The 18,701-nt window shown below is 47.4% G+C and carries 18 protein-coding genes; 11 read left to right on the forward strand and 7 right to left on the reverse strand.

Features of this window, described 5'->3' with window-relative positions; genetic code table 11:
- Window positions 1-100: 100 nt before the first annotated feature.
- The 4 genes from AC1RR2_RS09910 to AC1RR2_RS09925 form a co-directional block, all read right to left on the reverse strand.
- Entirely contained in the window at window positions 101-550 is a 450-nt protein-coding gene (locus AC1RR2_RS09910) for a hypothetical protein (RefSeq protein WP_493222092.1), read from the reverse strand.
- A 72-nt stretch (window positions 551-622) separates the two neighbouring features.
- Window positions 623-973, reverse strand: coding sequence for a DUF3147 family protein (locus AC1RR2_RS09915; protein ID WP_493222093.1), 351 nt, complete (start codon window positions 971-973; stop codon window positions 623-625).
- Window positions 973-1,515: a GNAT family N-acetyltransferase gene (locus AC1RR2_RS09920; protein WP_493222094.1), complete on the reverse strand. Its 543-nt coding sequence runs from the start codon at window positions 1,513-1,515 to the stop codon at window positions 973-975. Before AC1RR2_RS09920 ends, AC1RR2_RS09915 begins: the two co-directional genes overlap by 1 nt.
- A 44-nt stretch (window positions 1,516-1,559) precedes the next feature.
- Window positions 1,560-1,940 (reverse strand): hypothetical protein, encoded by a 381-nt coding sequence (locus AC1RR2_RS09925; RefSeq protein ID WP_493222095.1) that lies wholly within the window; start codon window positions 1,938-1,940, stop codon window positions 1,560-1,562.
- Window positions 1,941-2,201: 261 nt separating this feature from the next.
- Here AC1RR2_RS09925 and AC1RR2_RS09930 point away from each other — a divergent pair, with 261 nt between their 5' ends.
- The 3 genes from AC1RR2_RS09930 (at window position 2,202) to AC1RR2_RS09940 (ending at window position 6,195) form a co-directional block, all read left to right on the forward strand.
- Entirely contained in the window at window positions 2,202-4,052 is a 1,851-nt protein-coding gene (locus AC1RR2_RS09930; protein WP_493222096.1) for a CIA30 family protein, read from the forward strand.
- Between the two features lie 163 nt (window positions 4,053-4,215).
- On the forward strand, window positions 4,216-5,331 hold the full coding sequence (locus AC1RR2_RS09935) for a sensor histidine kinase (protein ID WP_493222097.1): 1,116 nt from the start codon (window positions 4,216-4,218) through the stop codon (window positions 5,329-5,331).
- A 258-nt stretch (window positions 5,332-5,589) separates the two neighbouring features.
- Window positions 5,590-6,195 carry a response regulator transcription factor gene (locus tag AC1RR2_RS09940; RefSeq protein ID WP_493222098.1) on the forward strand — a complete coding sequence of 202 codons (606 nt, stop codon included), beginning with the start codon at window positions 5,590-5,592 and terminating at the stop codon, window positions 6,193-6,195.
- Between the two features lie 102 nt (window positions 6,196-6,297).
- On the opposite strand, the gene AC1RR2_RS09945 is transcribed toward AC1RR2_RS09940, so the two are convergent.
- A complete protein-coding gene (locus AC1RR2_RS09945; RefSeq protein WP_493222099.1) occupies window positions 6,298-7,854 on the reverse strand; it encodes an amino acid permease in 1,557 nt (518 codons plus the stop codon).
- A 669-nt stretch (window positions 7,855-8,523) separates the two neighbouring features.
- On the opposite strand from AC1RR2_RS09945, the gene AC1RR2_RS09950 reads away from it, so the two are divergent.
- The 7 genes from AC1RR2_RS09950 (at window position 8,524) to AC1RR2_RS09980 (ending at window position 14,033) form a co-directional block, all read left to right on the forward strand.
- Entirely contained in the window at window positions 8,524-9,519 is a 996-nt protein-coding gene (locus tag AC1RR2_RS09950; RefSeq protein WP_493222100.1) for a TraB/GumN family protein, read from the forward strand.
- 3 nt (window positions 9,520-9,522) lie between these two features.
- Window positions 9,523-9,921: a hypothetical protein gene (locus tag AC1RR2_RS09955; protein ID WP_493222101.1), complete on the forward strand. Its 399-nt coding sequence runs from the start codon at window positions 9,523-9,525 to the stop codon at window positions 9,919-9,921.
- A gap of 29 nt (window positions 9,922-9,950) precedes the next feature.
- Entirely contained in the window at window positions 9,951-11,075 is a 1,125-nt protein-coding gene (locus AC1RR2_RS09960) for a DUF4214 domain-containing protein (protein WP_493222102.1), read from the forward strand.
- Window positions 11,075-11,578, forward strand: coding sequence for a TlpA family protein disulfide reductase (locus tag AC1RR2_RS09965; protein WP_493222103.1), 504 nt, complete (start codon window positions 11,075-11,077; stop codon window positions 11,576-11,578). The genes AC1RR2_RS09960 and AC1RR2_RS09965 overlap by 1 nt, the downstream gene beginning before the upstream one ends.
- A 2-nt stretch (window positions 11,579-11,580) precedes the next feature.
- Window positions 11,581-11,823 (forward strand): DUF4266 domain-containing protein, encoded by a 243-nt coding sequence (locus AC1RR2_RS09970; RefSeq protein ID WP_493222104.1) that lies wholly within the window; start codon window positions 11,581-11,583, stop codon window positions 11,821-11,823.
- Window positions 11,824-11,924: 101 nt separating this feature from the next.
- Window positions 11,925-13,112: a DUF3570 domain-containing protein gene (locus tag AC1RR2_RS09975; RefSeq protein ID WP_493222105.1), complete on the forward strand. Its 1,188-nt coding sequence runs from the start codon at window positions 11,925-11,927 to the stop codon at window positions 13,110-13,112.
- A 27-nt stretch (window positions 13,113-13,139) separates the two neighbouring features.
- Window positions 13,140-14,033 (forward strand): FAD:protein FMN transferase, encoded by an 894-nt coding sequence (locus tag AC1RR2_RS09980; protein WP_493222106.1) that lies wholly within the window; start codon window positions 13,140-13,142, stop codon window positions 14,031-14,033.
- A 267-nt stretch (window positions 14,034-14,300) separates the two neighbouring features.
- On the opposite strand, the gene AC1RR2_RS09985 is transcribed toward AC1RR2_RS09980, so the two are convergent.
- Window positions 14,301-15,545: a head GIN domain-containing protein gene (locus AC1RR2_RS09985; RefSeq protein WP_493222107.1), complete on the reverse strand. Its 1,245-nt coding sequence runs from the start codon at window positions 15,543-15,545 to the stop codon at window positions 14,301-14,303.
- 193 nt (window positions 15,546-15,738) lie between these two features.
- Between AC1RR2_RS09985 and AC1RR2_RS09990 the strand changes: the two genes are divergently transcribed.
- Window positions 15,739-16,566, forward strand: coding sequence for a D-hexose-6-phosphate mutarotase (locus AC1RR2_RS09990; RefSeq protein WP_493222108.1), 828 nt, complete (start codon window positions 15,739-15,741; stop codon window positions 16,564-16,566).
- Between the two features lie 57 nt (window positions 16,567-16,623).
- Here AC1RR2_RS09990 and AC1RR2_RS09995 read toward each other — a convergent pair whose 3' ends face one another.
- On the reverse strand, window positions 16,624-18,576 hold the full coding sequence (locus AC1RR2_RS09995; protein WP_493222109.1) for an alpha/beta hydrolase family protein: 1,953 nt from the start codon (window positions 18,574-18,576) through the stop codon (window positions 16,624-16,626).
- Window positions 18,577-18,701 lie beyond the last annotated feature (125 nt).

Consider the following 18,701-nt stretch of genomic DNA (forward strand, 5'->3'; position numbering starts at 1 on the left):
TGCTTTCCTTTAGCGATAGCCTAGCCCTGTGCCCGTTTTTCCGCATTCGCACTCCCAATTTAAATGTTAACAGGCCCCAGCGCGCACTTTGTGTTTTTCCCTATTTTGCAAAGCGTTTACAACCATCAGTCTCAAATTGGAGCGCGACTGCTAATTCGGAAGGCGAATACTTAGTCAGTAACATAGGTTTTTGCGAATGATAGCTTCCATGCTTGGCTTTTTCGGTGAAACAGATTTCCAGATCTTCAATACCATCGTGATTCAAATCACCACGACCTAAGAGCTGCAAGTGATAAACAAAGTCTTCATTTTCCAAGACCAAGGTTTTGGCATTAAGCATCTTAGCTTTCAACTCAAAACTCTTTAATGTACGGTGTACGCTATCGCGCTTTGGCCCGAACGAAGATCGGATCGTCGCCAGGTCAAACTCCGCAACGACTTGCTCCAGCACGGCAGTCGGTGAAAAATGAGTAGTGATAGGCTTTTGTGCCATCGCTGTAATACTTCCGCAGGCAAGGCAAGCGACTGCAATTCTTTTTAGGTACTTCATTAATATTTTTCTCCACATTCAAACTGAACAAACGGATTAACTGAATCTCGGTCATAAAACAAAAAAACCGCATTACAACAAATGAATACCGAAGCGACGGAGGAAATAGGCGAACACCAGCACACAAAGCAGGGTGAGCGCGCAAGCAAGTAACAAGCTGATCCAAAATCCCAGATGCGGCAGGAGATAAGGGAACACCAAAAACATCGGTAAAGTTGGGATCACATACCAAAACGTGTACCAGGCGTGATTCGCAATTTTATCGTTCGATTGGTTCTCCAAATAGAGCCAAATCATGCTTAACACAGTGACCAAAGGCAATGCTGCAATCAAGCCACCCAGCTTGTCACTTCGTTTCGCCATTTCAGAAATCAAGACAACAAGGGCAGCCGTCAATAGATATTTAGTAGCGATCCAAAGCATTACAAACCTTTGAGTAATACATAATCACGCTCGACCTTGCCACCGAAGTGATAGTCCATCCATCCGACATGGGAAAAACCTACTTTTTGATAGAAGGCGAGTGCCCGTGCATTGTGTTCCCACATGCCTAACCAGAGGTGGCTGGCGGCGAACTCTCGTGCGGCTTGTTCGGCGGCTTGCATCAGGATTTGTGCCACGCCTTTGCCATGCCAATCTTTTCTGACATAGTAACGAAATAGGGCAACCGCATTGGGTACCTGCACTTCTGCTGAATCCGGCAATGGACGTTTCACCACTTGTGCAAAAGCGATTAATTCCTGTTGTTGCCAGATCAGAATAACGGTGTAGTTGGGATTACTAATTTCATCCGCTTGTAGCGCAGTGCTGAAATTTTTTTCACAGTGCAGGCGCACGTCTTCAGGATCATTCAAGTCACTGTAAGTATCGATAAAAGTCTGGCGTGCTAACTGTGCCAATGCGGGCGCATCGCCGACTTGTGCGCGACGCACGGTGAGGGATTCGGTCAAAGCAGAATCGTTCATAGGGAAGCAAAAAATAAACTGAAGGCGTAATCTTACTTGATTTCCTAATCCTTTCTGGAACAATCCAAGTTGGGATCGAGTGGCCCAAAAATTTTATAGGTACCAGCAAAACCACCCACCTGAACTATGTAAATTTGTTTGCCATCTGCACTCACATATAAAGAGTGTCGATAGCCATCTCGTATTGCGCCCATATCGCCCAAAACATAGAGCCGGCCGGGCGCTTCCAATTTGGGAATCGGGTCAGCAAGAGGCAGGTCACGCGTCAGGCCAATCGGACTAATGCAAGGCTTAAATTTTTCTACTAAAGGGTGCTTATCAATCGCCTGAGGAACTAGCGTTGTTTGTGCAATGGCGGTCATAGCAAGTGGTCCCAATGTACTCAGTACTAGAATTTTTGCGCTACTCATGATGGTTTTATACATTTCGTTTTCCAAGTTGAAGCAAATTACTCAAACCCAGTGCCGATGCAACTTTAGGTAAAACACACAAACGACTTTAACCGCTTTTGGCATCTACACAAGCCAAGCAATTATTGCATGAAAGTGATGCTGAATACGAAAGGGATGGTCATGAATTTGCCGCGCATGACATTTGTCATCCCAAAGTCATGTCAAATTGCTCTAACAAAATCCTGATCGCCGGTACACACTAGCGTCATCAACTACTCATAGAGGGAGAACACGATGAAGCTGCACCACCATTTCAATCATTTTGCCCAGGCAAAAGCGATCAAGCTAGCCAGTCGCATCGGCTACACCACACTTGCCTGCCTATTTAGCCTGCAAGTCGATGCCGCCACGCTAATCAAGAACGTGCGGGTTTTTGACGGTGAAAAAATGCTGAGTCCACGTCAGGTTTTAATTGATCATGGCAAAATTCTCGACGCGAACTTTAAAGGCAAGATCACAGCCTCTATGCAAATCGTTGATGGCAGTGGACGCAGTCTGTTACCTGGCTTGATCGATGCGCATGTTCATGCATTTCAAGATCAGGATCTGCCTTTGCTGTATGGCGTAACAACCCAAATCGATATGTTCACTGCGGTATCCGTCATGCAGGATATGAATCAACGCAGGGCACAAGGCAGGAACACCCAAGCACCTGACCTGATTGCAGCCGGTATGCTAGCCACCGCGCCCAAAGGACATGGCACGGAATATGGCATGGAAGTCGATACATTAACCAAGCCAGAGCAAGCGCAGGCATGGGTGGATAAGCGCATCGCCGAAGGTTCCTACTTTATTAAAATCGTGATGGAAAACGGTGGCATAGGCTACAAATTCAATAGCCTGGATATAGCCACCGTGCAGGCCCTGATCAAAGCCAGCCACGCACGCAAAAAACTAGCGGTGGTACACATCAGCACCTACGAAGATGCCAAAGCGGCACTGGCAGCCGGTGCCGATGGTTTGGTGCATTTATTCAACGGCAAAACCATCAGTGCGACACAAATTGATGAATTGATACGCCTCGCCAAAACCAGCAAAGCATTTGTGATCCCAACTTTCAGCGTATTGGAAAGTATGGCGGGTTTAAAATCGGAAGATGTCTTGGCAGATCAGGGGATGACTAGTCTGCTCAGTAAAACTCAGACTATTCCCCTGAATGCGCCTTATGGCAAGCAAGTACAAAGCGACTTATTACTGGCACCACGTCAGCTGACGGCGGCCATGGCTAAGGCCAAAATTCCGGTCTTGGCTGGCACCGATGCCGGCAATAGCGGAACCCAGTACGGTATCAGTATGCATCATGAATTGGCATCGCTGGTAGCGGCAGGCTTGAGCCCTAATGCCGCCTTACAAGCAGCCACCTCATCACCCGCCAAAGCTTTTCGACTGAATGATCGAGGCAGCATACGTCAAGGCTACAAAGCGGATCTTTTATTGGTCGAAGGTGATCCTAGCATCGACATCACGGCCACTCGCCGCATCGTCGAAATTTGGAAAGATGGTGAAATCGTCTCACCATTGCGTACCCAAAAAGCACAACAAGTCGCACAGGAAAAATTGCAAAAAAAGTCCAGCACAGAATTGCCGGCCGATGGTCGCATCAGTCTGTTTAGCAAGACCAAGCTGGCGGGTCCTTTTGGTTATGGCTGGGTTCCATCAAATGATGCCCCTATGGGCGGCAAATCCCAAGTTGAACTTTCGGTCGCAGAGCCTGAGGCCAATGGTCAAAATCCCTTAATCATCAAATCGTCCATCCGTGCTGGCTTTGCCTTCCCTTGGGCAGGCGTGGTATTTTTTCCGGCCGATAAACCCATGCAAGCGGCTGATTTGAGTGCCGCTAACACCTTGAAGTTTAAAGTCAAAGGCGATGGTCAGACCTACAACGTGGGCTTCACTATGCAAGGCAGTTTTATTCCCATGAACTTGCGCTTCACTGCTGGCACAGAGTGGCAAGAAATCAGCCTGCCATTCAGTCAGTTCAAGGGATTAGATGCGAGCATGGTAACAATGCTGAGTTTTAATGCGGGGCCGGCGGCGGGCGATTATCAATTCCAAATTATGGATGTGCGTTTGGTCAAAGAATAAATCGAGCGGTGCAGGCAAGAAAACGGCCTTCTTTACCACAAGTAAGGCCATAAATTCGCCAGTGCCTCCTTTATACTCTCAGTCTATCAAGGGAAATTTGCACGATTTTGTACTATCCTGCGCCGCTTGCAAGGCACCACATTATTTAGTCGGGAACGCATTCATGTCATCCACCACTGCATTACACAAAATCTGGAGCGCACCTTGGATTCCGGCGCGCTATGGTAAAGCGCCCTATTTCTGGCTTTTGTCTTTTGTTATCTTCGGTTGGAAATACATTTATGTGCCACCCACAGCGCGCGAATTGTGGCTGATTGTTGCCAGTATGCTGGTGTTTTTGCCGATCTACATTTACAGCTTTTGGGTACACGATTGGCGCGCTACCGTCTGTATTGCTTTGGTTTGTTGTATGGGCATCGCCTGGGCCAATCACAATTATGGCGGCTCTAGTTTTGTGATTTTTGCGGCAACCATGTGTTCGCGTTTTCATGACAAACGCCGTGCTTATTTTGCACTCGCGACGGTTTTGTTTTCGGTGGCGCTGGCGAGTTTTATCTGGCAATTGCAAAGCTTTTTCTGGATTCCAGCATTAGTGTTTAGTGTGCCCAGCGCAGTCGGTGCCATCATCGGTGAACGCTTAAATCGCGCGAATGAAAAACTCTTTAGAAAGCAGGAAGAAATCGAACATCTGGCCGCGCTCGCCGAACGTGAACGGATAGCGCGCGACCTGCATGATCTCCTAGGTCACACGCTATCGGTGATTACCTTGAAAGCCGAATTGGCGCGCAAGCTATTTGACCGTGACAAAGAAGCCTGTCAGCAAGAAATCGCCGACATAGAACAAACCGCTCGACAAGCCCTAAGTGAGGTTCGCTCTGCGGTCTTAGGCTATCGAGATACGGGACTACAACATGAATTGCGCGGCGCAAAAAACACCTTAGATTCGGCACAGGTCGAGTTCGTCAGTGACATCGAGACCGATGCCCTACCGCCGGCAGTCGAGAACATCATCGCACTGGCTTTGCGTGAAGCCATCACGAATATTATCCGCCACTCACAAGCGAGTCGCTGCAAGCTGTCACTGCAAACCCGCGACCAGCAATTGTATTTTCATATATCGGATAATGGTTTTGAAAACGTGCAAGAAAAACCCGCGCTGCAAAAAGGTAATGGATTAACCGGCATGCAAGAACGTGTATCGGCCTTAGGTGGACAAATGCAAGTCAGTTGTCAACAAGGGGTCAGCATCGATATCGTCTTGCCTCTACATTCAACCTAAAAGCCTCAGTTGACCGCTTAATTTCGCCTTGGATGCCGCATGAATATTAGCTTTCATCATGTTTTTTCTGTTCACTATTTTGGTGCGAGCGCTACGAATTCGATTGCCCATTTTGCCGCGCTTCTGGACTTCGTTGTTCCTCCTATCAACTTGGAGCTTGCGTCGTCGTCACGTCTCGCCAGAAACGCGAAAAAACGCACACTCGAACCCGTTCAACTAAGGTTTCTAGATTCAATTCAATAATGACGAGTAAATTCTATGATTAAAATCATTCTCGCGGAAGACCAATCTCTAGTGTCAGGCGCCCTGGCCGCCTTACTAAAACTGGAAGGCGATATCGAGGTGCTGGGACTTCCAAAAAACGGCAAGGAAGCCCTGGAATTATGTCTAAGCTTGCACCCGGATGTGTTGGTGACAGACATAGAAATGCCCATCATGACGGGGCTGGAACTGGCCGCCGAAATCGCAAATCAAAAATTACCCTGCAAAGTCATCGTACTCACCACCTTTGCCCGCTCCGGTTACTTGCGGCGCGCCATGGCAAGCGGCGTACGTGGCTATATGTTAAAAGATGCCCCCGCCGAAGATTTGGCAAAAGCAATCCGCACTGTGCATAGTGGTGGACGTGCGATTGCAGCGGAATTGGCCTTAGAGGGTTGGAGCGGTCAGCAAGACCCGCTCAGCGAACGTGAACGACAGGTGTTACGTCTGGCAGGCACGGGCTCTAGCAGCACTGAGATCGCCAAAATGATGCATTTATCCGAAGGTACAGTACGTAACTATTTGTCAGAAGCAATCAGCAAACTCAATGCTAAAAATCGCGTTGAAGCATTTCGAATGGCACGGGATGAGGGTTGGTTGTAGATAGATTCGTATCCAATAAAAAAGCGGCGCAATTTTTACATTGCGCCGCTTTGTTTATTCAATTCAAAAATTAAATTTTTTCGAATTTGATCTCGGTATTACTTATTTTTTACTAGCTTCTTGAGCGGCAATCGCTTTGCCTACATGAGAGTGCTTGCGGCTATACAAGAAGTAGATTACCAGACCCACGCTACCCCAGATTGGCAATACCAATTGCGCCACGGTTGGCAAACTGAAGAACAGGAACAAACAACCACCAGCCGCTAAAGGTGCTACCAGCCATACTACTGGTGTCTTAAATGGGCGGGTACGGTTAGGGTCAGTTTTGCGCAAGACCAGAACAGCGATCGCCACCATGAAGAATGCAAACAAGGTACCTGAATTAGAGATATCCGCCAACTGTCCGACCGGGAAGAACGCTGCTGCAATCGCAACAAAAATACCAGTAACAATCGTCATCAACCAAGGTGTTTTCCATTTTGGATGGATGTCAGCCAATTTTTCAGGCAAGAGACCATCACGTGCCATCACGAAGAAAATACGTGTTTGACCAAAGATCATCATCAAAATAACGCTAGGTAAAGCGATACTTGCTGCGAGACCGACTAATTTTGATACTTGATCGTAGTGTAATTTGCTCAATACTTCCGCTAAGGCTTCGTGTGAACAAACGATAGGAGAACTACCAGCTGCTGCCAGCTCTTTACAACGTGTCACAAATTCCGCGGAATCTGGTGACAATACGGCACCAGTAATTGAAGTGATTGGTTGTGCACCAACAGAACCAACTACGCCAGCGGCAACCAACATGTAGAACACCGTACAAATACCTAATGAACCGATCAGACCGATAGGAACGTTACGTTGTGGATTTTTGGTTTCTTCAGCAGCCGTAGATACCGCATCAAAACCAACATAGGCGAAGAAGATAGAAGCAGCAGCACCAACCACACCTACGCCACTACCTTGACTACCAATCCAGCCGTTCGGCAACATCGGTGTAAAGTTATCGCCACTGATCATCGGCAAAGTAATCACGATGAAAGCAGACAATGCCGTGACTTTTACTGCGACTAATATAGAGTTAACTTTCGCGCTTTCGCTGGTACCCTTGACTAACAACAAGGTAATAACCAAAGCAACGATGATCGCCGGTACATTCACAATACCATGGCTGAAATCTACCGTTGGGATAAAGCCTGACATGGACCAGGCAGGACCATGTGCGAGAACTTCGGGAAGCACAAAGCCGGTGGCTTTTTGAATCAGACCCATCACATAACCTGACCAGCCTACGCAGACTGCGGCGGCGGCGACGGCATATTCGAGTACTAGGGCCCAGCCCACGGTCCATGCCATGAGTTCACCCATGACCGCATAAGTATAGGTGTAAGCCGAACCAGAAACTGGTGCCATTGCAACCAGTTCAGAATAACAAAGTGCAGCAACCGCGCAAACAAAACCCGCGATAATGAAAGAGTACATCATGCCAGGGCCGGCTTTTTGTGCGGCAGCGGCGGTCAGAACGAAAATACCGGTACCAATGATGGCACCAATACCAAGCATAGTAAGTTGAAATGCGCCTAAGGTGCGATGCAGAGATTTTTTTTCTGCCGTCGCCAAAATAGCGTCTAGTGATTTAACGCGCCAATTAATCATATTTCCACCTCGTTGATAGACTTAAGGCTAATCATAAGTAATTTAATACTTCCTTTTTTTTGGACTTTGACAGCCATATTTCCCACCGAAGTCAAACTTGGACCCGGTAAATCCACACGTTCAAAAGACATAATATTTCCTTAAGGCAAATACAATAATTGAGTTTCTTATTCCTAATCTTGCTAAATGAAAAGCGTTCGAAAAGGATCTGTTTTTGTAAACCTGCGTAACATAGCCATTTATGGCTAAACAGTAAAGAGAAAAAACGCGAAAACTCGCCCAATGCGCACGTTTTGGACAAAATTTCTGCACTGCATAGCAACAATCCAACAACTTGTGGTAGCACTCTTTCTCCCAGTCAACTGCATGACTATTGCGCAAAAGGAAGACACTCGAAGCTTGGATAGCGCCGGCATTCGATTATTCCATTCCCGATTAGTTCCCATTGAATTTTGAGCATCTCTTTTGGAGCGAGCAATTTGAGGTTTCAGCAGGCTAGTTCGCGTTGGCATAAAGTGCCATAGAGAAGCCAAATCCTCGCGCTGGTCAGACCGCGCTTTTTTAGTCGGAAAAAATTGGTGTATATTTTGCTGTTATCAAGTCTGCCGCTGGTGCTAAAGAGCATTAAGTACCGTCAAGCAATTCCACATCGACTCTTTGTAATCCATTATGAAAAACAAAACACCGCACTTTACCAGCAAAATTTTGAGCTATTGTGCAGCCGGCGTCATGTGCGCCAGCTTTTCGACTGGTGTGTTAGCACAAACCAAAGTCACTGGACAAACGCCAGCAACCGTCAAAACAACAGTCAAACCAACTACGGCAAGCAAAGTCAAAGGGCTGCTATATGAAATTCGTTTAAATGATCAAGACAAGACGAACCAAGAAACGAAGCCAACGATCGCTTACCTGTTTGGCTCAATTCATATCGCAAAAAAGAATTTCTACCCTATGTCGGCACCGGTGCGAAAAGCCTATGCGCAAAGTGACACCGTGGTCGTGGCCGCCGATAGCAGTGGTGACAATGCGGCACAGGCCATTGTCAGCAAACTCAGCTATACGGCGCCAGACAAACTAGAAAATCATGTGAGTCAGGCGGTCTGGGGTACATTGAAAGCGATGGCAGGCAAATCTATCGATCAGTTTCAATCCTATGCACCGGCAATGGTGGCAATGGGTTTGACGATAGAGGTCAGCATGCAATTAGGTTTTGACCCGGCTCAAGGGATAGACCTGCATTTTATTAATGCAGCAAAAAAAGACCAGAAGAACTTAATAGAATTGGACGGATTGGCGTTTCAGGCTGATGTTCTGGGTAGCTTAAATGACGATGAGGGTAATGCCATGCTCGCCAGTACCCTAGATTCCTTCCGAAAAGGTGAAGTCAAAAGTCAATTCCAAAAAATGAGTCAGGCCTGGCTGAAAGCCGATAGCGATGGCCTTGAAAAGATTTTTTTGGAAGCGGGAAATAAAGACGAGGGCTCGCGGAAAATCATGCACATGTTGATGGACGATAGGAACGAAGCGATGGCGAACAAAATTCGTGACATGATGCAGCAAGGAAAAAAAGCCTTCATCGTTCTGAGTGCTGGTCACCTGGCCGGCGAGCGCAGTATCATTGCGCAATTGAAACAACAAGGCTTGCAAGTTAGGCAAATACGATAATCCATGAACACAACTGAAGCACCAGACCATCAACCCGACCATCCATGGATAGTATTAGAAACACCAGCCGAAATTGAAGGCTGGATGGAATTAAACAATCAGGAATTGCAAAAATTAATAGGTAATAAGCCGACAAGTGGCCAGGGCATCTGCCTCACATTGTTGCATGGCGGTGAAATTTACTTTCATACCAATTCAGATGGGGATATCCTGTTAGATGTCACCAACGACGCCGCCTGGGTCGCACCTGTGATTACGGCTTGTACGCAAGTTGCCGCGCCAAGAGGGCAGATATGGTTGTTACCACAGCATGATTTGACAGGCCTGCTTATGGGGCTAAATCCGCTGATTGCCAGCACTCGTTTGGTTGTAAAGCATGCGTATCGAATACAGAAATTCTGATTAACCAGATCGACGACCGGGGGTGCATCATGCGATTACTTTCTTCACCACAGTTTTCCGCTTTGCTCTTATGCGTATTCTGCGCGGCACTCAGCGCTTGTGGAGGTAACGCTGACTTAGTCGCAGATAAACCCATGCCACCACCGCCGCCAACACTGGCGGCGGCACCGGCTAATATCACTACTTTCGATGCCGCTCGTAATAACTATAAGATCACTCGTACCGCGACTGGATTTAGCGTCAAAGATAATGTAGGCAGTGGCGGCACTCTCAATTTAGGCGCTACCGGCAGCGCTAAATTTGCTGACGTCACCGTCAATTTTGTCGTTGGCGACAAATCGAAAACCATACCCGCCGCCAGTCTCAAGACCCTAATCGAGCTGTATGTCGCTTTTTTCAATCGGGTACCTGACGCCGATGGCATGAGCTACTGGATAGATCAAATCAAGAACGGCATGACGGTTGATCAATTGGCTGTCAGTTTCTATGACGCCGCCATATTCTATACTGACCTGACTGGCTATTCGGCCAGCATGAGCAATGACGAATTTGTCCGGATTATTTATAAAAACGTACTTGGCCGCAGTGGTGCCACGGCACCGCCCGATATCGATGTTGCGTATTGGAGTGGCGAACTGAGCAGTGGTCGCTCAAGCAAAGGCGTGTTAGTTTCCACCATGCTCAATTCGGCACATACCTTTGTTGGCGATGCTGAATGGGGCTGGGTGCCGCAACTACTGGACAATAAGGTCGCAGTCGGACATTTTTTTTCGATTCAACAAGGGCTCAACTACAACACGCCTCAGATGTCGATTACCAAAGGCATGGAGATCGCAAAAGCCGTGACACCAAGCGACATCCTTGAGGCCAAAGCCAAGATAGGTATCACCGATGTTTTATTCGACTTAACCGCCGGAATTAGTAATCCTGAGTTTGAAAAAGTACAGACTATCGTGAATGCGCGTTGTCTGGCCTGCCATTCTACGCAAAGAACTGAGGGCGGCATTGCCTTACATACCGCCGATCTGATCAGGCGCAATGCACTCCCTTTGTACATTGCCACGGTTGTCACCCGTGCGATGCCACAAGATGCCGTATTAACTGGCGACGAGATTTCTGCTATTAGCACTTGGTATTTGAATGGCGCCAAATAATGCATGTGCGATCTAAGCCAGTTTTTAATTTGCTTTTCCGTCTGTTATTGACTTTGCCTATGATCGCTCTTGCTCAAGAGCCAGCTTCACTGGCTTTTGAATTGAACACAGGCAATGGCAATAAAGAAAGTCTGAAGCAACACCTTGGAAAATTGGTTTATGTCGATTTTTGGGCATCTTGGTGCGCGCCATGCTTACAGTCTTTTCCGTTTATGAATAGTCTGCAGCAAAAATATCAGACGGCTGGCTTACAAATTATCGCGATCAATCTCGACAAACAAATGGACGATGCGCAGATTTTTCTCAACAAAAATCCAGCGCAGTTTTTGATCTTGTTTGATCCCGCCGGACAAACACCGCGACAATATGGCGTCAAAGGCATGCCTAGCAGCTACTTAATTGATCGCAAAGGCAAACTGATTTTTACCCATAGAGGGTTTAAAGTCGCTGACCAGGAAATATTGGAAGCAAAAATTAAAACCGCGCTGACCAGTAAGGAATAAACATGATGATTAAAAAATGGCCACGTATCATTTATGCATGCAGCCTCATATTGCTAGCGATCAGCAATACCGCTTGCAGCAGTTTTGGTCCAGTCGCTGCTTGGGAGAAAGGCTATCTGGCAAAAGCTGAAATGCGCTTTGATCACGACAAACTCAGTGCCAAGAACGCCGATCATATTTACACCAGCAAAGAAGCGGCATCAGGCAGCGGTAGTGTGGGCGGTAGTGGCTGCGGCTGTAATTAAATTATTTATGTTGAAGTATTACTGTCGAAGTATTTTTGTCGAAGTATCGCTCGTCGAATTTCCAAGCCTCAGGCTTTCACCTCCACTGACCACATAAAACCATGACCGGACTCAGCAATTCGAATGACGCTACACAGCATGAAGCAGTTGTGCCATCGAAGGAGGCGAGGCTCAGTCATTCCATCTTGTTGGCGGCGCTCAGTTTAACTGGTGTATTGCCGCTGGTCTCGACTCAGGCACAGGCAGAAGATGCGCCAGACAAAGCCGAGTTTAGTAGTAAATATTTGCGCTATCGTGATAGTCAACCGGGTCTCAATCGTTTAACGGTCAATTCGCCCTCGATGGCGCTTAGTGTCCCCATCGCTGGCGTGTGGAGTATAGATGCCGGCTTAGTCGCGGATCAGGTATCGGGTGCATCGCCGCGTTACCACACGGTGATCTCAAGTGCGTCGAAAATGAGCGACTCCCGCCGCGCTGCAGATTTCAAATTGCACCGCTATTTTGAACGCATCAAACTCTCGGCTGGCGTGTCGTATTCAACGGAACATGATTATGATTCAACGGCAATTTCACTCAATGCCAGCATTGCGACCGAAGACAATAACACGACCTGGAATTTTGGCTTAGGCTCAGCCAAAGATAAAATCAGCGCGACCGGACGGCAACTCAAGGAGGAGAAACAAGGCAGTGATTTTTTGATCGGGGTCAGTCAAGTTTTATCACCACAAGATATCGCGCAAATCACCTTGACCCATACCAATGCGCACGGTTATTTTTCTGATGCGTACAAATCGCTCGATATTCGTCCGCGCGAACGTCAACAAAGCGCATTGAACCTAAAATATCATCATTACTTTCCCGAAGCAGATGCTAGCTTGCGCCTGAATTACCGCCACTATCAGGACAGTTTTGGCATACGCTCACATACGATCAATATAGACTATGCGCAAACCCTGAGCGAAGGCTGGACGGTCACGCCGACTGTGCGTTTGTATTCACAAAGTGCCGCTGATTTTTACTTCGATCCGGTCTACACATTTTTGTACATCCCGGTAGGCTACAAAATCGGTGGCACACAATTTATCAGTGAAGATCAACGCATGTCAGCATTTGGCGGACGTAGTTTCGGCGTCAAACTAAGCAAACAATTAGACCAGCACTGGCAAGTCGACGCCAGCCTAGAACGCTACCGGCAGCGCAGTGAATGGACGTTTTTTGACAATAAACGCCCCCCTTTAGCGCCTTTAGATGCCAGCATTTTACAAATCGGCTTGCGCTATCGGTTTTGATTTTTCACCAAGTTTAGCTCCCGCTGCATGCCTATTTTTACTATCCCATTTCTCGCCATGGGCAGCCTATGCGAATGTCGCCTGCCTGCCGACACGCAGCAACAGGCTATGCAACTAGCGGAAATCGCAATCACCGAAGTGAAACGCATCGAGCATAAGTATTCACGCTATCGCGACCACAGCATACTTAGCCAAATCAACGGACAGGCAGGCCTCAACGCTGTCAACATCGATAGTGAAACGAATGAATTGCTCGACTATGCCGATGTCTTATTTCACGCCAGCGACGGGAAGTTTGACATCAGTTCAGGTGTGTTGCGTAAAGCTTGGAACTTTAAACGCCCTGTGTTACCCGATCCATTTTTGCTCGATTACTTGCGCGGCAAAATCGGCTGGAACAAAGTGCAGCGCACCAGCAATACCATTTACCTACCGCGAACAGAAATGGAAATCGACTTTGGTGGGTTTGGCAAAGAATATGCCGCAGACCGTGCCGCAGCACTATTGATCAATGAAGGCGTCAGTCACGGCTTAATCGATCTGGGTGGTGATTTACGTGTTTTGGGACCGCAACTTGATGGACGCCCGTGGCAAATCGGCATACAAAATCCACGTGATGCAGATCAGATTATCGCCACCATTCCTGTGAGTAGCGGTGCGCTGGCGACCAGCGGTGACTATGAACGGTTCTTTGATCTGGATGGGAAGCGCTATTGTCACATCCTTGATCCCGACTCTGCTTACCCGGTCAGTTATTGGCAATCAGTCAGCGTAGTAGCGCCGCTCAGTATTGCGGCGGGTAGTTATTCCACTATTACTATGCTCAAACAAGCGCAAGGCAAGGCATGGTTATCAGATAGTGGATTGGCCTACTTATTGGTTGATGGTGAGGGACAAGTTTTTCGTCAGGATGTGGTTTGAACCCAAATTTTCCATTAGGCGCACTTACAGTGCTATTTGCGTGCTGACAGCGCATTTTCGGCCATTTTTGTTGCTCTTCGTTGCCAATAGCCAGCTATTGGCGTCTCATTCGCATCAAAACTGTCTCGAAAAGTGCATCTGTCATCATCGCAAATCCTAATGGAAAATCTGGGTTGAACCTATTCACACGCCGCGAGTAAACGTAAAAACGCCAAGGCTAAATTGCTCTAGCCCTGGCGTTCTTTTGAGTAGGCCTGCTTAATTGTGTTAGTTCACGACACCATTACGATCTATGGTCACCAAGCGCGAACCATTCTTGATGGAGCTTTGTTCTGCAGAGGCTGAACCAGCGGCTTTTACATTGACGGTTGCTTCGCCCGGGCCGTTGACTTTGACTGAGGCGATCTCCAACAACAGATCATTTGCATGCAAATCACCGGAACCATTCAAACTAGCCGTTAATTTCTTACCACTGCCGCGCAAAGTGATACTGCCAGGACCATCCGAATTCACATCCACCGTACCAGCCATAGCCAAATCGGCTTCGATGTCGCCGGAGCCAGACGTATCGATACTCACGCTGCCAGTCAATAACTTAAATTGCAAATCGCCTGGACCCGAATTACGAATTTCTGCATCGCCAACTTTCAAACGCGAAGCATCAACGCTGCCGGAACCGCTTACCCGCAATTTCAAGAATTTAGTTTCACCCGCCAATGTAGCTTCACCAGGACCGGACATAGTGATCGTGGTTTTTTCTGCTTGTACTTGATCTACCGACAAATCGCCGGAACCCGACATATCGACTTCGATATTCTTAGTCGTACCACGCAAACTGATACCGCCTGGACCCGAGATACTCAGAGTCGTTTGTTCGCTTTGTAATTTAGCGACATTCAAATCGCCACTACCACTCAGTCTTGCATTCAGGCTTTGTGTGATTTCGCCTAATTCAGTGTCACCTGGGCCAGACATATCAATCTCTACTTTCTTGGCGCTCAATTGACGCAAATTCACATCGCCGCTGCCGCTGGCGTGGAAATGCAGTTCGTTGGCGGTACCGCTAGCTTCGATATCACCGGGACCTTCGCTGGAGATATCCAATTTTTCATTATGCAATTGACGCAAATGCATATCGCCGCTGCCGGTATTGGATGCTTTGACTAAATTGGCAACGCTGACCTTGACTGTGGTGGGTGAATTTTTCCAAGAAAAGTGAAAGTTACCACGGCGTTTAGTGCGTATCACCAGGGTATTAGCTTCGACTACGGCCTCCACTTCTTTTACAAAATTATCATCACCCTCAACGACCACGCTGTTTTTTCCATCAACGACCAACTCGACATCGAATGGCGAATTATTCGTGATGGAATCAAAACTGCCTGCGGTGCGGGTTTCAGTAATGATTTTTCCGCTACCTTTGATGCTGTCATCGTTAATACTGATCTCACAACCACCTAAAGCCAGTAATACTGCCGATGTCGCTGATGCGATCGCTAATTGTTTAAACATATCCGCCCCCAAAAAATGAAGAATTGATTGAAATTTCCATACCTGCAGTCTACGTCAAGGAAAATTGCCGTGCCCACGAAGAGCGACAGAATGCAAAATTCACCTCCTCAATGGTCAAATTTTGGGAGGAGAAACGATAAAATGCTCGCTTCTTTCATCGTTCCTCGCTATTTCAGCAGAAAGTTGTGCATACATGGATAAGGTTTTACTACAGGCCAGAGATGGCGCCCGCGCAGAATTGTTTACCCATGGAGCCCATGTTTGCTCGTGGATACCGGCCAGTGGCACAGAACAATTGTTTCTCAGTAAAAGCTCAGAATTTGGTCCGGGGAAAGCGATACGCGGCGGGGTACCCATCGCATTCCCTCAATTTTCTAATCATGGGACTTTGCCCAAGCATGGTTTCGCCCGTAATGCGGAATGGCGGCTGTTAAGTTCAGGCGTATTGGAGCAAGGTGCGGCACAGGCCGTGTTCGAATTGCAGGAAAATATCGCCCGCTTGCACATTTGGCCGCATGTGTTTCGGGCGGAGCTAATGGTGACCGTGGCTGAAGAGACGCTACAACTTGATTTTTCGGTGGTGAATAACGGTGATACCGAATTTAGTTTCACCACGGCCTTGCATACCTACTTCCAAGTCAATGATATCGCCCAAACCCTGGTTCATGGCTTAGGTGGCTTGGACTATCGCGACACGGTAGATGGTGAAAGAGATTGCCATCAAGACGACGAGTTACTAAAAATCATGGGCGAGACCGACAGAATCTATGGCGACGTCGCTTCAGATATCCTCATCATACAGCCGCACCAACAGGTACAAATACGCCAGTCGGGTTTTGCTGATGCCGTGGTGTGGAATCCCGGCGCGGAGAAGGGCGCGCAACTGGCAGATCTGGAGCCCGGTGGCTACCAACGTATGCTGTGCGTAGAGGCGGCAACTATATTGAAGCCGGTAGTATTGGCACCAGGACAGATGTGGTCTGGTACGCAGATGATGACGGTAACTTACCAAGCGGGATAAAAAAAGAGCCTAGAGCACTTATCCAACTCTAGGCTACTTAAAAGGTTTATAACGCGATTATTGCCCTAAATACTTGGCAAGGAAGCGCTCCATACGTGTATAAAATTCCTGCACATTCTTAGTATTGTAAAAACCATGACCTTCGTCGGGGACTGCCATCCACTCAGGTGGGCGTCCTTGCTTAATCAATGCATCACGCATCGCTTCGGCGTGGTTAAAAGTCGCTCGCTTGTCGTCCATACCATGCACCAACATCACCGGTATTTTGATTTTTTCGGCCTGCTTCGCTGGAGAGATGCTATCTAACTCTGCTTTATCGTTTCCGATATAGCGTGTCATCACTGACTTAAATTTTGGATCCTTAGCCTCTTCAGAGGTGAACATCAAATTCAAGTCATAGACACCGACGTAACCAATGGCACATTGAAACATGTCAGGCTCACGTGCCGCCAGCATCAAGGCAGAGTAGCCGCCAAAACTGGCGCCATAAGTACAAATACGTTTGGCATCGACGTTCGCTTCTTTGATTGCCCATTGCACGCCATCGATCAAATCATTTTGAATTTCTGTGCCCCACTTACGCCATCCTGAATTCTGATAACTATGTCCTTTACCGCCCGAACCACGGAAATTCACTTGTAAAACGCTATAGCCGCGACTGGCCAGGAATTGTGCGTCGTTATCGTAGAACCACTTGTCGTAAGGGCCATGTGGGCCGCCGTGGGGCAAGACTATCATAGGCATTTTTTTTGCGATATCGTGGGTCTTTGGCACGGTTAGATAGCCATCTATGCGGATACCGTCACGGCTGGTAAATTGGATAGGACGGCGCTCAGACATTTGATCTGGATCGATCAACTGGCGACTGGCGAACAAGGGATAGGCACGGTTGCGTGATTTATCGTAGATAAAATAAGCACCTGGCTCACGATCACTTGCTACTGAAAAAAGCAAGGTATTGCCGTCATCCGTGTAGTTAATGAAATTCACTAGATTGCCAGGGAATTTTGCACTCAACATCTGATGCAATTTGGTTTCTGGCAATTCCGCATCCAGATATTTGATTGCGGGAATGCCCAAATTACTCGCGACGGCAAATGGCAATTCAGAGTTGATTGCTGTTTGAGCGATATCTAAGTTAGCGATTTTGTTCTCTGCGATCACAGTGCGTACACCTGTTTGTGCATTGATACGAACTAGCGAATTTGGCTCACCATGCTTGCTATAGTAGCCGTAGAATTCAGTGTCATCTGCATTGAAACCAATTGGTATAAGATGTCCGTCAAACTCTTTTTGACTTAGTATCACCCACTCTTCTTTCGCATCATCAAATCTATATAAACTATAGAGTCCCTCTTTATCAGAGCCGGTCGCAAAACGGGGTTTCCCATTGTTTTGTAAGATGAAATGCGCATCATCGATTGGGATACTAGCAATCAGTTTCCGGTTTGCGTTTTTGGAATCAACGTCGTACATCATAGTACGCTCGCCCTCCCACATACTGGTCGTCATATAGAAGCGACCATTTTTGACTTTGGGGATTGCCGTCACCCTGCCAGTACCACGCGAATCAGCGAACCTGCTGGAATTTCGCTTCAAACGCTCGTTATAACCATAAACGTATTCCTGATTCTCGCCGTTATAGTCCATCGCTAGAATCTCGCCCGTAATCTGAGGCTGCTCTTTGGAGCCAACTTCTTTGGCTTTGGTTACCAATAGTCGCGTGTTTGAGACCCAGTAATATTTGTCAGGTACTTCGTACACTGGCATACGTACCGCGCCTTGTTCTTTCATTTCCGGCAAAGAATAAACAACGATCATAGGCACGAACCTGTCATTTTGCGGAACTCTGACGGTGAGCGCCAGATACTTTCCATCCGGAGACAACCGCGGTTGCGCGTACTCATCCTCACGCACAAAATGGTCTATGGGAATCAATTTGTCAGCAGCAAGGCTGACTTCTGCCTGGCCGAATAACAGGCCTAATGAAAGTAGGGTTTGACGTAGCAAGATCGCTCCTGATCATAAGATTTATAAAAAAAACCATCCGCAATCATATTCTCGTGTGAAAAGAAGATGTCAAAATAATTCTTTTTTGTGACTAAATGTACTTTTAGAGCAACGTATCTATCTCT

It is taken from the genome of Undibacterium sp. GW821-FHT11H02 (assembly GCF_058808015.1).

Coding starts and splice junctions, on each gene's coding strand:
- AC1RR2_RS09910 (WP_493222092.1), bottom strand. CDS start 550: ATGAAGTACCTAAAAAGAATTGCAGTCGCTTGCCTTGCCTGCGGAAGT.
- AC1RR2_RS09915 (WP_493222093.1), bottom strand. CDS start 973: ATGCTTTGGATCGCTACTAAATATCTATTGACGGCTGCCCTTGTTGTC.
- AC1RR2_RS09920 (WP_493222094.1), bottom strand. CDS start 1,515: ATGAACGATTCTGCTTTGACCGAATCCCTCACCGTGCGTCGCGCACAA.
- AC1RR2_RS09925 (WP_493222095.1), bottom strand. CDS start 1,940: ATGTATAAAACCATCATGAGTAGCGCAAAAATTCTAGTACTGAGTACA.
- AC1RR2_RS09930 (WP_493222096.1), top strand. CDS start 2,202: ATGAAGCTGCACCACCATTTCAATCATTTTGCCCAGGCAAAAGCGATC.
- AC1RR2_RS09935 (WP_493222097.1), top strand. CDS start 4,216: ATGTCATCCACCACTGCATTACACAAAATCTGGAGCGCACCTTGGATT.
- AC1RR2_RS09940 (WP_493222098.1), top strand. CDS start 5,590: ATGATTAAAATCATTCTCGCGGAAGACCAATCTCTAGTGTCAGGCGCC.
- AC1RR2_RS09945 (WP_493222099.1), bottom strand. CDS start 7,854: ATGATTAATTGGCGCGTTAAATCACTAGACGCTATTTTGGCGACGGCA.
- AC1RR2_RS09950 (WP_493222100.1), top strand. CDS start 8,524: ATGAAAAACAAAACACCGCACTTTACCAGCAAAATTTTGAGCTATTGT.
- AC1RR2_RS09955 (WP_493222101.1), top strand. CDS start 9,523: ATGAACACAACTGAAGCACCAGACCATCAACCCGACCATCCATGGATA.
- AC1RR2_RS09960 (WP_493222102.1), top strand. CDS start 9,951: ATGCGATTACTTTCTTCACCACAGTTTTCCGCTTTGCTCTTATGCGTA.
- AC1RR2_RS09965 (WP_493222103.1), top strand. CDS start 11,075: ATGCATGTGCGATCTAAGCCAGTTTTTAATTTGCTTTTCCGTCTGTTA.
- AC1RR2_RS09970 (WP_493222104.1), top strand. CDS start 11,581: ATGATGATTAAAAAATGGCCACGTATCATTTATGCATGCAGCCTCATA.
- AC1RR2_RS09975 (WP_493222105.1), top strand. CDS start 11,925: ATGACCGGACTCAGCAATTCGAATGACGCTACACAGCATGAAGCAGTT.
- AC1RR2_RS09980 (WP_493222106.1), top strand. CDS start 13,140: ATGCCTATTTTTACTATCCCATTTCTCGCCATGGGCAGCCTATGCGAA.
- AC1RR2_RS09985 (WP_493222107.1), bottom strand. CDS start 15,545: ATGTTTAAACAATTAGCGATCGCATCAGCGACATCGGCAGTATTACTG.
- AC1RR2_RS09990 (WP_493222108.1), top strand. CDS start 15,739: ATGGATAAGGTTTTACTACAGGCCAGAGATGGCGCCCGCGCAGAATTG.